The following is a 13963-nucleotide window of genomic DNA, read 5'->3' as shown; positions in this document are numbered from 1 at the left end:
TAGGACTGCGCTGGGGGAGCGCTGTAATACGGATCGTCTTCGAGCGGAAACGTCACTATCATGAAGCGGGGATTCCTTGATGAAAAAAGTCAGGCCGTGCTAGCCGGGCACACGCCTTAACCGGAAAACGGGGAAAATTCCGGGGTGAACGTGCGTTGCCGGAACGCTGCGCGCAGATCCAGCGAGTTATTGATCCAGCCCAATCAGGCCGAACACCGCGCCACCGCCGCCCAGATCCGCCTGAACGCCGTGCATCGTTGCGTAGCCCTCATCGACCATTCGCTCATTGAGCAATTCCCCGACACGCGACCGGACAGGACCCCTCGAGTCAGCTGCTTTCTCCTTTGTCGACTCAATACGCGCTTGCGCCGGATTACGGCATCCAAACAGGCTGATTATCCGCATTCGATTGACTGATGGCGATGGAGTTGGATCGTAAATTACAGGTTAATAACACGAAGAATAACCTGCCGTCCATTAAAACAGATATATATCGAGCTTGATTGCCCTGCATTTTTTAATGAGATAAAAATATTTAGAGCAATCATTCCACGACAAACCCGGCCGGGATGGCAACCTTGCTGAATCATTAATATTCATTAAAATCAATGCATTAAATCATCTCCAAATAGCTTGGGATGGAAGCAGAAAATAGCGTTCAAAGACACAAATTGACAATCACAGACAATTTTTAACCACACCAATCATTGACACAATATTTGCGAGTTGGTGATAATCCATCGCCTGAGAAACCTCGATGAAATTCGCGCAATAGAAGCGCGCAACATTAACCGATATATTTCGATTAATGTGACTATGTCTGCCCGGCCGCGCAACAAAGAGATCCACTGCGGCATTGCTGCACTGGGCGAATTAGCTGTATCGGCACGAATAAACGAAATACAAACACGCTATGACGATTTCGGCAGGCACTATTCGGCAATCCTGGGGCTACGCCTAGGAAGCAAGAGCGGCTAGTCAGTGCACTAGAGCGTGTTGGGCACTTTGGATAATCGGTCCAACATGCACGTGCATGAGGATGGCGAAGACGATGAAGTGCAGGCCTGCCAAGGTTTCAGGCAGGCGCTTTCGCATGTGGATGCAACGTGCGTCCATCCTGGATAACCGCGCTGGGCTGGGCTGACGCTTTTGCGCCGCGCGCAGCATCGAACGCAAATCGTTGACCGTCGCCTCGAAGCAACCTGCGTTCAGCCATCGTTGCGTTTGCTGGTAGACCAGTTCCCACAGCGAAATTTACGCTGCTGAAGCGATATCACGCCGGAACGGCTGACAATTCCGAAGGCGCGTATTTCGAGGTCGCAAGGACTTCGGCGGGAACGGGAACGTGCGCGCGCCGCACCAACGCGCCGCTGCGGAACATCAGCAGATCGCCCGGCTCGCAGGCGGTCCAGACTTCATCGGTGAGCGGCGTGGTAGCGATCACCGCCGTGCGATCGGCCGGCGTGCCACGCTCGGAGAAATCCACCGTCAGGTCACCGTCGACGAGACGCGCGCTCGAAAACGGCCAGTGACGTATCACGTACGACAACCGCGTCGAGCAATACGCGAATTGCGCTTTGCCGTTCGAGAGCACGAAGTTGAAAATGCCATACGGGTTCAGCGTGCGCGTCGCCTGTTCGATCACGTCGAAGGCGGCGTCGATGTCGTCCACGTCCGCGTCCGCCTGAGTGGCGAAATGCGCGTAGAGGCGATTCATGATGAAGCAGAATGCCGCTTCGCTATCGGTCGTGCCGACCGGTGCATACGGACCGGCCTCGGGTTCGCCGAGCGGTTGCAGGTCGCCGTTATGCGCGAACACCCATTGCTGGCCGCGCAGCTCGCGCATGAACGGGTGGCAGTTCTCCACGCGTGCGCCGCCTTGCGTGGCCTTGCGAATATGCGCGACGACATTGCGCGACTTGATCGGATAGCTCTTCAGAAACTGCGCCACCGGCGACTGATACGCGGGCTTTTCATCGACGAACACGCGGCACGCGCGATCTTCGTAGAACGCCACGCCCCAGCCGTCGACATGATGGTCGGTGAGCCCGCCACGTGCGGCAAACCCCGTCAGCGAGAAACTGACGTCGGTGGGTTCGGCGCAGCTGAGGGCGAGCAATTGGCACATGTTCGCAGACTAGCGTGTTTCCAGCGCCGCCGTTATAGCGAATCATGCTTTGCAAATCACCTGCGCATGCACCCGCGCACGGGCTCCCGAAAAACCTCACCTTTGCGCGCGGCCGCCCTGCTTGCCGTGTTTAGCTCGCCAGCTTACGGAACGTTTCCAGCACCGCTTCGCCCTTGAACGGCTTGACGATCCAGCCTTTCACGCCGGCCGCCTTGCCACGCTCTTTCATCGCCGGGCTGCTCTCGGTCGTCAGCATGATCACGTTGACGCTCGTGTTCGCGAGTTCGCCGCGGATCTTCTCGACCATCGTCAGGCCGTCCATGTTCGGCATGTTGACGTCGCTGATCACCAGCTTGATGCCGGGGCTGGCCTTCAGCTTGGCGAGGCCGTCCTTGCCGTCTACAGCCGTGTCGACGTCCAGACCGTTCTTCTTCAGAAAGCCGGCCACTTCGTCGCGCACCGTGCTCGAATCATCCACCACGAGAATTTTCGACATGTTTTTTCCTATGACAACATTCAGAACAGATCCAGTTCACCCGCTTCGACCATTGCGCCGACGTCGTCGTTGACTTCCTTGAAGTCCTCCGGCGACCAGCTCAGGCTGAACACGAAACGTTGATACAACTTGACCGAGCGGCCCGAATGCGGGTCCGTCAGCGAGTACATGAAACACAGCTGCGGATTGCCGCTGCCGAACGAGATGTACTTATGCTTGTGATTCACCAGCAGCGGCACCTGCACCTGGCTGCGCAGCGATGCATCCGCGTCGCCGACATAGCGGTTCCTGAACGAACCCCAAATCAGATTCGTCACTTCGCCAAGCACGCTATTCAGATCGCGGAAGTCCGCTTCGCCGTCCTTCGGCTGGTCGATCATCTGGTAACGGTCGAGCAAGTCGAGAATCGGCGCTTCTTCGGCCTGCATCATCATGTAGCCGCGGCACCACGCGCTTTCCAGCGGAATCAGGCTTAACACCTCGCCGAAGATGATCCGGTCACGCACGATATAAGGCGTGTCGCTCGTGATGGTCAGGTCTTTGAAGACGTCGCCGAGAATCGCCTGGGTCAGGTCGGAGATGCCGCGCACCAGCGCGTTCGGGTAATCCAGGCTGAAGATGTATTCGTCGATCACCCGGCGCAACGGCGCCATATCGTGCGCGACGTAGGCGGCACAGATCACGCGGCGCAGGCTCTCCGGCAAACTGTCGACGCCCGGATCGCGGTCCCGCCGCATGATGATCGGCAGCTCGGGACGCACCGCGTTGATCCTGATCGCGATCTCGGCGCTGGCCTCAGGCGAGCCGCCGTAACCTTCCGCGAACAGCACCGCGCCCAGATCGATATTCGAGCGCAATACCGACTGCAAGCGGTTCTTGCCAACTTTCACACCGACCAGATTGTTCTCGTCGCAGAAGCGCTTCAATGCGTCTTTATGTATCGGACAATCGTCCAGCACCAGCACCTTGCTGACCGGCTTATTGATGTTCATGTCGCGTCCCCGCTCTTTGCGGATATCAATTCGATGATCAAAACAACTCAAGCTCACCGCTGGTTTCTTCGACAACACTCGTGTCCGCCACGAAGTCGATCGGCGCGTGGGCGCAGACGCAAACCGTCGCGGCGAGTTGCACCGAGCCGTTAAGCGTGACCGAATACGACGATAGAAACGCCGGCTTCAATTCCCGCAGATGCGGCAGGCAACGCGCGCTCAGCACATAAGGCGTCGACATGCCGAGGTCCGGAAAATAACGCAGCAGTTCCTGATTCATCGCGCCGCTGCACAGATTGCAGATTTCCAGAAAGACTTCCTGAAACGGCTGCTCGTTGGCCTCTTTCAGATAGTAGTTGCGAGTGTTGTCGGTTTCGTCGAAGTGAAGGATCAGCAGCATTCTGAACACGATCGACGAGATGGTCAGCACGACCACCTGAGTGTCCTTCGTTGCGCCCAGGCCGGCTTCGTCGAGCGGCACGATCTCGCAGGTATCGGCACCATTCATCGGCAAACGCGCCTGCGCCGCCTTGCGAAAAATGCGATCGAAGCTGTCCTTCGCGTTGCCCGAGATCACGCCGGCACCTGGTGCAGTTTCGCCTGAAACTGATTGGCCAGCGACTCGACCGTGGCAAGCGACGCCGCGATCATCTTGCCGCCCGCCTGAATGTCCTGGAACGTGGAGGTCGTGGTCAGATCGTTGCGGTGCAGGCTGTCGCGATAGCTCTTCGACAATTCCTCGGACCGCGCCGCAAGCGCCCGGACCTCGCTTGCCACCACCGCGAAACCGCGTCCGGCCGATCCGGCGCGCGCGGCTTCGATCGACGCATTCAGCGAAACGATCACCACATGCCGAACGATCGAGGACAGCTCCTGATTCTTCGCGTGCATGTCGTGGTTCTGCGTCATCAGCGAGATCATCTGCTCGTGCCAACGCTCGAAGGTTGCGCCGAGACCTTTCAGGCGCGCGGCTTCGCCGGCGATCTGATGCGCCTGATACGCCCACTGGTCTTTATCGTCGGTCGCTGCTTTCAGCGTTGCGCGAAGCTCGTCAAGACTGGTCGATTGCTGCATCAGTTCTTCGCGCAATTGCGTGGCCAATGCTTCCATATCTTGCGCGGCCTGTTCGCGTTCGCGGATCGCTTCATCCTGCTCGGCGCGTTCCTCCGACAACGCCTTGATCCTGGCATCGGCATCGGCGCGCAGGCGCGCCGTCAGCTTCGCGCTACGCAGCTTGTGCGCGACAAACGCCAGCAACGCGGTCACCGTACTGCCTGCCACTGCAGCGAATACATACTGTTGAATCACAACCCACCCTTCCTAAGTCCGTCGACTCGCGTTCAATCCGCCATCGCGTCGAGTTGCAGTTCGCCGCGATGGCTAGATTCGCCGCGCGCTTGCGCACCCAGCGTATCGACAGCGACGCTATCCGGCAGGCAGACGATCACCTGGAACTGGCGGAACGATGCGCCCTTGTGATCGTCGGTGAAGCGCAGTTCGATGTGGCCGTGCTCGCGCTTGAGGAATTCGTGCACGGCGTCCATGCCGACGCCGCGGCCCGATACCTCCGTGACCGTGGCGGCCGTCGAGAAGCTCGGCCGGAAAATGAATTCGGCGATGGCTTCGTCGCTCAGGTGCTCGCCGCTGCCGATCCAGCCGCGCTCGAGCGCAATGCCGCGAATCCGTTTGAGCGCGAGGCCGCGGCCGTCGTCGCTGAGCGTGATCTGCAGCGCACCGCTGTCGACGCCCACTTCGATATCGATCGCGCCGGCCGGCGTCTTGCCGTATACGCTGCGCTCCTCGGCAGTCTCGATGCCGTGATCCATCGAATTGCGCAGCAGATGCATGAACACGTTGTTCAGCATGGCACCCGTCTGGCCACGCAGACGATAGCCGTTGTCGTCAATGCGCACCGTCGGCGCCGGCTTGCCCAACTCCTGCGCGAGCGAAGGTAGCGAGTCCAGCACGCCGGACAGCGCATCGCGCACGCTTTCGCTACCGAGGGCGCGCAAGGTTTGGCGCATGGCATCGCGCATCGCCTGCAAATCGTGGAGTTCGCCTGCGTTGGTCTTATCCAGCATGTTCAAGGTCTGCTGAATCTGTTTCTTCTCGACCATGACGTAGCGGCTCGCATTGCCGGCGTTGTTCGCGCCGCCTTTGCTCTTGCGGCCGAGGCTTTGCTCGTTGATGTTCGCGTAGCTCTCGATCGCCTCGCGCACGCGCGTCAGTTCCTGCATCAGGTGTTCCTGATCCCACGAGCGGTCCGCGTCCGGCTGGCGCAGTTCGTGATAGCTCTGTTCGGTTTCGTGGACGACGTTCGTCAGATGCGCGAGATTGTAGGTCCGCGCATTGCCCTTGATGGTGTGCATGTTGCGGAACAGCTCGGCGATCGCCGCGTGATCCGCTTCCGAATGCTTGCGAATGATCCGCTCGTTCTCGCTGACAAAGCCCGCTGAGCTTTCGATGAAGTGATGGAACTTCTCCTCGCTCACCGCGAGAATCTCGCCGATCATGTCGAGACGGCGGCGCTGTTCGCTGGCTTGCGCGGCGAGCTTGCGCAGTTCGGTGACGTCGCGCACGCACAGCATCAAACGCACGATGACGTCGTTCTCGTCGGTGATCGCCGACCAGCTGAGGTCGAGAATCTTCACGCGGCCATCGGGCATGCGCTTCGAAATTTCGCCGACCAGCAAATGCTGATTGAACGCGAAGTTGATGCAGTCTTCGCCGAGGCACGCGTGCGCGGCTGCATCGACTTGCGAGAGCTCGTCCGAGCCGAGATCGGTATCCGAGAACACCAGGTCCATCAAACCGCGCCCGGCAATGTCTTTCGTTTCGAAGATGTCTTGCAGATACGCCGAATACTCCGAGTGAATCACGGCGCCGTCGATCACCGTCAGAATCCCTTGCTGCATGTTCTGCAACATCGCCTGAATGTCGGCGGTCTTCTGCTTGAGTTGCGCCGAGCTTTCCTGGATCTTTTCGATCATGCCGTTGAAGGCGACGATCGAATGGCCGATCTCATCGAGCCGGCCCACCGGCACACGGCGCGTGAAATCCTGGCTCGATGCGATCTCGCTCATCATGGCTTGCATGCGGCTGAGCGGGCGAGTGATCTGACGGTAGAGCAGGGAGCCGAACGAAGTCAGCAGAATAATCGCGATACCGGTGACGATCGCGATGGCCGTCGTGGTGGTGGCGAGCGTGGCGTTGAGTGTGCTGATCGCTTCGTCTTTCTGGCGATTCTTTTCGACGCGCAGGGTTTCGACGATACCTTCGAGTTCGTCGCGATACTGTGCGACGTTGGCGAACAGATACGCCTGGGCGAGTTCGTTCTTGCCGTCGGCTTTCATTTTCGCCGTCTCGGTGATCGCCGAGAAGTAGTTCTCGAGGCTGTCTTTGGCCTGGGACACGAGACCTTCCTGCGCGTGGCTCGCGGCATCCTTGGCTTGCAGTGCGAGGCCTTGCTGCAGCAGGTCTTTTTTCTTCTTCAGTTCGTCTTGTGCCTGGGCGACCATATTGGCGTCCGGTGCGTAGACGAGGGTCATGGTGGCGAGTTGCACGTCCTTGACCTGCGAGACGAGATCGGCCGAAGCGAGCGCGCTAGGGACGACGCCCTCGGTCACTTTACGCACTTCGGCTGCGCTTGCGCGCGTCTGATACATGGCGTAGCCGCCGATCGCCGACAAGGCGACGAACATTAAAACCACGAGTAATGTGATGCGCTGACGGATAGTCATGTGAACCCCCCGAGGGTCTGGCCTTCGCGTCAGCTCTCGATCGGAGCAGCGCGTTTTTTACGAAATCCAAATCAACCTTACAGCGCTGCCGAGTATTGCTGAAGGATATTACTAAGCGATGACTACACGGTTTTTCGCCACGCCCGTGGGGTTAACTATTCCGCTAAAGTTTTTGATTTTGATGTCGTTAACTGACGCTCTTTGATTTGCGTGCTGCAATACGCCGCGCTTTTACAAAAGCGTGCGGTGTGCTGGCACACACCGCAAAATGGACGGCAAACGCATGGCGTTAGAAGTGTCAGCGGATCGAGGGCAAATGCTTCGACGTCTCACGCAGAGTGCCGCCTTGATTTCTTCGCCACAGCGCTGGGTGTCATTGGGGAAAGTGCTCGACGTGAATTTCGCCGCGCCGGCCGAGATACTGCACCTGGCGTCCCGCGATCCAGACGAAATAACCCACGCATCCCGCCGCCATCGTTCGGCGCACGAACTCCGGATATTTGACCGCTCCGCTTTGTGCGCCGCGCACGGCCTGATTAACTGCATCCGCATCGAATGCGTCGGCGATAGCGGCCTCCGCGATCGGCAAAGCGATCGAATATGTCTCGCCTCCGGACGCATAGTAAGCGTGCTCGCCGCGCCGGTAATCGGTGAAATACGATTCAATGCCAGTCTCACCGAGCGCGCGGACGATCGAGCCGAAATCGATCGAACCGGCGTGCGAGCGTTGCGCGCAGTCTTCAGCAATGCGGCGGCTTGCCTCGTTCAGGTTTGCGGACATGTCTATCTCCAACAGGGTTGCGTATTTACTCGACGGGAACGGCCTTCAGACCATGGACGGCGACGATGTCTTTCATCACGCCGACAAGCGTCGCCTTGACCGAGGCGGGCAGGTGGCCGAAAAACTCTTCATCGTTTTGATCGGCCAGTTGCGCCAGTTCGGGCACGAGCTTCTTGCCTGCCGCGCTCAACGCCACAACGTGATTGCGGCGGTCTTCTTCGACAGTCGCGCGTTCGAGGAGCGCTTTGGCCTCGATGCGCGCCAGCAGTTTTGATACGGCGCCTTTGCTCATGCCGGTGCGCGCGGCCAATGCCGTGGCGGATGTCGGGCCGGAACCGTAAATTTCACGGAGCAGCACCCACTCGGAAACCGTCACGCCATGCGCCTCTACTTTCATCTGGAAACCATGCGACACGTGATTCGACACGAAGCGCAACCAGTAGCCGACATGTGCTTCGAGGTCGCTCACCGGTTTCTTGCGAGATGGGCTAGCGACGTTGTCTTTATGGCGGGAACTGGGCATCGAAGGATGGGTATCTGATGAGCGTTGATCGAATATTAGTTTCCTAGGAAACCAATGTCAAGCTCGTCATAAACTTGATCGGGGAAGGCCCGGGCGCGGGCTCCCGAATTCCCTCACCTTAGAGGTCAAAGTGCGCAGACAGGTGGCGATATTTTCACCTCGCCGGCTCCTGAATATTCTCACCTATGGATTTTTGCGTGCTTCTTTGAAGGCTGTTTGAATGGTGCTTCGCGGTCGGCTGCCAAGAGGAGGATTTCCTGGAAATCCTCACCGTTTTTCAGGTGCGGGTTCAACACGGCAGTTGCTCACCTCCTGGAAGCGCTCACCTTTTGTGAGTGATCTCCTGGAACGCCTCACCTTAAATGTCTTGGATGCTTCCACGGTGCTGCTCGGCTATTGGAATAACTCACCTTCGGGCAGTGTGATGTGTTGCCAATGACGCAGCTCACCTTTAATTGATTTAACGGCATCTCCTGGAATCGCTCACCTTTAGCCGTGGTGATGTTATTTCCTGGAATTCCTCACCGTTTGAGCGAGACAGCGCCATCTCCTGGAATTCCTCACGGTTGAGTGAGACAGCACCATCTCCTGGAATTCCTCACCGTTGAGTGAGATAGCGCCATCTCCTGGAATCGCTCACCTTTGGCCGTGGTGATGTCATTTCCTGGAATTCCTCACCGTTTATCACCTGCCACATGAAGCGAGGTGGCGCCGTCTCCTGGAATTCCTCACCGTTCTGGGAATCGCCCACGTTTTGACTCGACGGTTGCGCAAGACGGTTGACGTCAGTCACGCGTCCCGTTTTCCGTTTGCCCCTTATTCTCCGCACGGCACCGATGTTTGTTAACTCCCACCGAAGAAGATGTTGCATTGCGGATCGGTGCTGCACGGCTTCGTATGTTTCCAGCCGCTCTGCATTTTAGTGTCCGGCATGCCGCCGTATGCCTGCGTCCCGGTGTCGGACGGCGAGGCCGCGGGCTGAGTCGCTGCGTTTTCCTGTGAGTTGGGTTGCTGAGGCTCCGGCATGTTTTGCGAATGCGCGAAGCCGGCCATGACAAGCAGTCCGGCGGCAGAAGCCGCCATTAGTCGTGTTTTCACTTTTAGCTCCTTGATTCAGGGTGGATTTTTCACTCGTGCGAATAGTTAGCCGCATGCCCGGAAGTCAAACAACAGAGATACGGGATTTTCGAACGCGCGAAGGCGCGCTTCGGTCTACGGCCGAATTGCCCGAAGCCAAAGTTTTAGGTCGTGATGAGCATGCGGAGAGCAGTGCGCCGAGCCGAGGTCCCGGGGCGCAAGATGGCGTGCGAACTGGCAGTGTCAACGGATTTTGTGGACCCTACGACACGTAATAATCGCCCTGCAAATACGTGTTATAGCGCGCGGGATGCCGAAGCGGTAGCGAATCTTTTCAACGGGTACCAGCCACGCACCCGCAAGCGGCTTTCTACGCCAGGCCCAGCGCTAATTGCGCCAGATCAGAACTTCACTTTCAATTGAAAGCCGATCGTGAATGGAAGATTGTCCGAGGGGATCGGCGGAATCACAATAAAGTTGGCCCCTACACGCTTGTATTCGAGCATTACGATCGGCGCGACGACCGGTCCGATCGTATGGTTGTGCCCCAGACCCCAGTTGCCGTAGTTATAGCCCGAGATGATCCCGCCGATCGCCGCGATCCGCACGATGCCCCAATGCGCGAACTCAGGCGCCCAGACGGCGCCGCCGTAGTACGAGGGCCGCCGCAGTGAGTTGCGAAAGCCGCCGCCGGTCACCGCCCATTGATTGTTGAGCCAGCATTCGACGCCAAGGCCGGGATTGAACTCGTTGAAATGGGTATTTGGGTCAGGATTGATGTGATACGAGCCAAGCATGGCGTCGACCCATACGCCGCCATCGCACCAGTTGCCCGCGTGCGCCGCGGAGGCCGCAGCCAGGCTCGCGACAAGCGCGACGACCGTGTGTCGAATCTTTTTCTTTAGCTGCCGAAAATGCATGTGTTCTCCGTCACCGGTCGAGCGCCGGTGTCATCCACGTTCTGAGTATTCTTGCTTGCCGTCCGTCGCGCACTGTACCTCAACCCGCACAGGCCATGTTGAGGACACGCTCGGGCGCGCGGGCACAGGACGTGCCCTGCGGGCTGGAAATCAGAACAATAACGGAGAACCCATGGCGGAACGGTGAACACGCGACAAGCGTCTACCTTTTAATGTTCGTGAAAGGTCAGAGGCCGAGGTCGGACAGACCCGGATGATCGTCGGGACGGCGGCCGAGCGGCCAATGATAAAGACGGTCGGCCTCGCGGATCGGCAGATCGTTGATGCTGGCATGACGGTGCGCCATCAGTCCATGCTCGTCGAACTCCCAATTTTCGTTGCCGTAGGACCGGAACCAGTTGTTCGAATCGTCGTGCCATTCGTAGGCAAACCGAACGGCGATACGGTTGTCCGTGAATGCCCAAAGTTCCTTGATCAGGCGGTAGTCGAGCTCTCTCGCCCATTTGCGGCGCAGCAGTCCGACGATCTCGGCGCGTCCATGCGTGAATTCGGCACGGTTGCGCCACACGCTATCCGGCGTATAGGCGAGCGACACGCGCTCGGGGTCACGGGTATTCCAGCCGTCTTCCGCGGCGCGCACTTTCTGGATCGCGGTTTCGCGCGTGAATGGGGGCAGCGGTGGGCGGGTTTCGATCGGGTCAGCCATGGTGGTTCCTCAGTCAGGTTGTGGTGCGCCGGGATGGCGGTCGTTTGCTCGGGGATCTGCTTGCAGTTTTGCGGGCGGGTTTGGGTGCGCGTTTGGGTGTGACTTTGGGTGATTCGCTTGCGGTTTCCGTGTCGAGCAAGGCTTCGGCGGCGGCCTGCGCGTCGAGCGCGGCGTCGGCCTCGCCGCTCACCAGCGCCACGGCGATGGCACCGTCGAGCAGGATTAGCCATTGGCGCGACAGGCGCGCGGCGCGGCGGGCGTCGATGCCCGATTCGGCCGCGTATTCCTCGCACCGGGTTCGCACGAACGCAAGCAGGCGTTCCTTGTGTTCACGCGCGACGATCCGGATCGGATCCTCCGCGGAAGCGATTTCACCGGCCGCATTCAGAAACGCGCAACCATGAAAGTCCTCCGACGCAAACCATCCGCGCAGCACGTCAAACATGCCGAGCAGGTGGCTGCGCGCAGTCTTGCCGTGTTGCAGCGTGCCCGCGATAAACCAGTTCATCCAGCGTTCGTCGCGCCGCTCCAACGCGGCAGCGACCAGCGCGTCTTTCGATTCGAAATGCGTGTAGAAGCTTTTGCGCGCGGTGCCGGATTCCTTGACGATCGCGTCGACACCGGTTGCATGGATGCCGCCGGCGTAGATCAACGCTTCCGCGGCATCGAGCAGCCTTTCACGCGCGCTGCCTGACGCAGCCAATTCAGGTGGGTTTCGAGTAGCCATATGCGAAGGGTAGAACGATCATTCTCCTTCGTCAAGTTTTTGTGCGCGCCGGCGGATTGGTATGCTTACTGCTATCGTGGTGGCGATTCATCAAATGGAACGAATCTCATGAATCGCTCTACCTTCCGCGCAACGTTGGTACGCACACTGCTCAGCGCAACGCTGTTGACGGTAATGGCCTGTACGCCTGTGCAAGTACTCACGCACACAGTCAGCCAGAACGAAGCGCGCGTGCCGGTTGGGCGCTACGACCTCGATCGGGACCATTGCAGCATCACCTTCGACATCGATCATTTCAAGTATTCGCGCTTTACCATGCGTTTCGACCGCAAGCAGGGCCAGCTCGACTGGAACGAAGGCGGTCTGGACAAGAGCAGCGCGACGATCACGATCGACGCCGCAAGCATCGACACGAATGTGCCGCTGCTCGACAAGATGGTGAAAAGCGCGAGCATGCTGGACGTGGAGCGCTATCCGGAGGTGCGCTTCACCAGCACGCGCTTTGAGCGCACCGGCGAGTCGCGTGGCACGTTGACCGGCGACCTGGCGATTCACGGCGTCACGCAACCTGTCACGCTCGACGTGACGTTCAACGGTTTCGCGCCCGATCCGCTCACGAAAAAAGACACGCTCGGTTTTTCCGCGGACGGTCATTTCAGCCGCGCGAAGTTCGGTTTGGCGACGTGGTATCCGGCTGTCGGCGACGATATTCATGTGCGCGTCCAGGCCGAGTTCGTTAAAACGCCCGCAGGCGCGTGAGCACGATGCGGGCGTTGTGTTTAAGGCGTTTCATTTTCAGCGGCGGCACTCAAGTGCGCCGCTTTTTTCACTCATTCAACTCAAGCAGCAGTCCAGTCGAGAATCACCTTGCCGCTCTCGCCTGAGAGCATTGTGGCAAACGCTTCCTGATAATCGTCGACCTTGAAATGATGCGTGAGGATCGGCGACAAGTCCAAACCGCTCTGCAGCATCGCGACCATCTTGTACCAGGTCTCGAACATCTCGCGGCCGTAAATGCCCTTGATTTCGAGGCCTTTGAAAATGACCTGGGTCCAGTCGATCGCGGTCTGCGCGGGCGGAATGCCGAGCAGCGCAATCTTGCCGCCATGGTTCATCGCTTCCAGCATGCTGGTGAAGGCACTTGGCACACCGGACATTTCCAGTCCGACGTCGAAACCTTCAGCCATGTGCAAATCGGCCATCACGTCGCGCAATGATTCACGCGAGACGTTCACGGCACGCGTCGCTCCCATCTTGCGCGCGAGTTCGAGGCGATAGTCGTTGACGTCGGTAATCACCACATTGCGTGCGCCGACGTGTTTCGCGATCGCCACCGCCATGATGCCGATTGGCCCGGCACCGGTGATCAGCACATCTTCGCCGACCAGGTTGAATGACAGCGCGGTATGCGTGGCGTTGCCGAACGGATCGAAGATCGCGGCGAGATCGTCGGAGATTTCAGGCGGAATCTTGAACGCGTTGAACGCGGGAATCACGAGGTATTCGGCGAACGCGCCTTCACGATTCACACCGACGCCCACCGTATTGCGGCACAAATGCCGGCGCCCTGCACGACAGTTGCGACAAAAACCGCAGGTGATGTGCCCTTCGCCCGACACGCGATCGCCAATCGCAAAGCCGCGCACCTCCTGGCCCATTTCAACGATTTCGCCAACGTATTCGTGGCCGACGTGCATCGGCACCGGAATCGTTTTTTGCGCCCAGTCGTCCCATTTCCAGATGTGGATATCGGTGCCGCAAATCGCCGTGCGCGTGATGCGGATCATCACGTCGTTGTGCCCGACTTCGGGCTTCTTCACATCCGTCAGCGTGAGGCCCGGTGCGCGTTCGAGTTTTGCCAATGCTTTCATGT

Annotated in this window: 14 protein-coding genes and 1 pseudogene; 1 reads left to right on the top strand and 14 read right to left on the bottom strand. The window is 58.8% G+C overall.

Annotation, left to right across the window (positions count from 1 at the left end; all coding sequences use genetic code 11):
- Positions 1–1102: 1102 nt before the first annotated feature.
- The 13 genes and pseudogenes from PQR53_RS03370 to PQR53_RS03310 form a co-directional block, all read right to left on the bottom strand.
- A pseudogene (locus tag PQR53_RS03370) lies at positions 1103–1245 on the bottom strand (IS5/IS1182 family transposase); the annotation flags it as partial.
- A 28-nt stretch (positions 1246–1273) separates the two neighbouring features.
- A complete protein-coding gene (locus PQR53_RS03365; RefSeq protein ID WP_408451129.1) occupies positions 1274–2128 on the bottom strand; it encodes a class II glutamine amidotransferase in 855 nt (284 codons plus the stop codon).
- Between the two features lie 130 nt (positions 2129–2258).
- A complete protein-coding gene (locus tag PQR53_RS03360) occupies positions 2259–2624 on the bottom strand; it encodes a response regulator (RefSeq protein WP_179739790.1) in 366 nt (121 codons plus the stop codon).
- 20 nt (positions 2625–2644) lie between these two features.
- A complete protein-coding gene (locus PQR53_RS03355; RefSeq protein WP_408451128.1) occupies positions 2645–3616 on the bottom strand; it encodes a chemotaxis protein CheX in 972 nt (323 codons plus the stop codon).
- 37 nt (positions 3617–3653) lie between these two features.
- Entirely contained in the window at positions 3654–4193 is a 540-nt protein-coding gene (locus tag PQR53_RS03350; protein WP_408451127.1) for a hypothetical protein, read from the bottom strand.
- Complete coding sequence (locus PQR53_RS03345) at positions 4190–4924, bottom strand: methyl-accepting chemotaxis protein (protein ID WP_408451126.1); 735 nt, start codon at positions 4922–4924, stop codon at positions 4190–4192. Before PQR53_RS03345 ends, PQR53_RS03350 begins: the two co-directional genes overlap by 4 nt.
- Before the next feature lie 32 nt (positions 4925–4956).
- Complete coding sequence (locus tag PQR53_RS03340; RefSeq protein WP_408451125.1) at positions 4957–7356, bottom strand: HAMP domain-containing protein; 2400 nt, start codon at positions 7354–7356, stop codon at positions 4957–4959.
- Positions 7357–7729: 373 nt separating this feature from the next.
- Positions 7730–8137 (bottom strand): DUF1398 domain-containing protein, encoded by a 408-nt coding sequence (locus tag PQR53_RS03335; protein WP_408451124.1) that lies wholly within the window; start codon positions 8135–8137, stop codon positions 7730–7732.
- Between the two features lie 25 nt (positions 8138–8162).
- Positions 8163–8606 (bottom strand): MarR family winged helix-turn-helix transcriptional regulator, encoded by a 444-nt coding sequence (locus PQR53_RS03330; protein ID WP_408451123.1) that lies wholly within the window; start codon positions 8604–8606, stop codon positions 8163–8165.
- Between the two features lie 897 nt (positions 8607–9503).
- The gene (locus PQR53_RS03325; protein ID WP_408451122.1) at positions 9504–9758 is read right to left on the bottom strand and encodes a hypothetical protein; all 255 of its coding nucleotides are present in this window, start codon (positions 9756–9758) and stop codon (positions 9504–9506) included.
- A 380-nt stretch (positions 9759–10138) separates the two neighbouring features.
- A complete protein-coding gene (locus tag PQR53_RS03320) occupies positions 10139–10657 on the bottom strand; it encodes a hypothetical protein (RefSeq protein ID WP_408451121.1) in 519 nt (172 codons plus the stop codon).
- A 226-nt stretch (positions 10658–10883) separates the two neighbouring features.
- Entirely contained in the window at positions 10884–11363 is a 480-nt protein-coding gene (locus PQR53_RS03315) for a nuclear transport factor 2 family protein (RefSeq protein WP_408451120.1), read from the bottom strand.
- Positions 11364–11376: 13 nt separating this feature from the next.
- Entirely contained in the window at positions 11377–12090 is a 714-nt protein-coding gene (locus PQR53_RS03310; protein WP_408451119.1) for a TetR/AcrR family transcriptional regulator, read from the bottom strand.
- A 108-nt stretch (positions 12091–12198) separates the two neighbouring features.
- On the opposite strand from PQR53_RS03310, the gene PQR53_RS03305 reads away from it, so the two are divergent.
- Entirely contained in the window at positions 12199–12849 is a 651-nt protein-coding gene (locus PQR53_RS03305; RefSeq protein WP_408451118.1) for a YceI family protein, read from the top strand.
- Between the two features lie 80 nt (positions 12850–12929).
- On the opposite strand, the gene tdh is transcribed toward PQR53_RS03305, so the two are convergent.
- On the bottom strand, positions 12930–13961 hold the full coding sequence (tdh, locus tag PQR53_RS03300; protein WP_028195988.1) for an L-threonine 3-dehydrogenase: 1032 nt from the start codon (positions 13959–13961) through the stop codon (positions 12930–12932).
- Positions 13962–13963: the final 2 nt, after the last annotated feature.

This window comes from Paraburkholderia fungorum (assembly GCF_046027605.1).
In the GTDB taxonomy this organism is placed as follows: Bacteria; Pseudomonadota; Gammaproteobacteria; order Burkholderiales; family Burkholderiaceae; genus Paraburkholderia; species Paraburkholderia fungorum_F.
The sequence above is the reverse complement of the archived record's forward strand: the minus strand, read 5'-3'. Positions and strand labels throughout refer to the sequence as shown.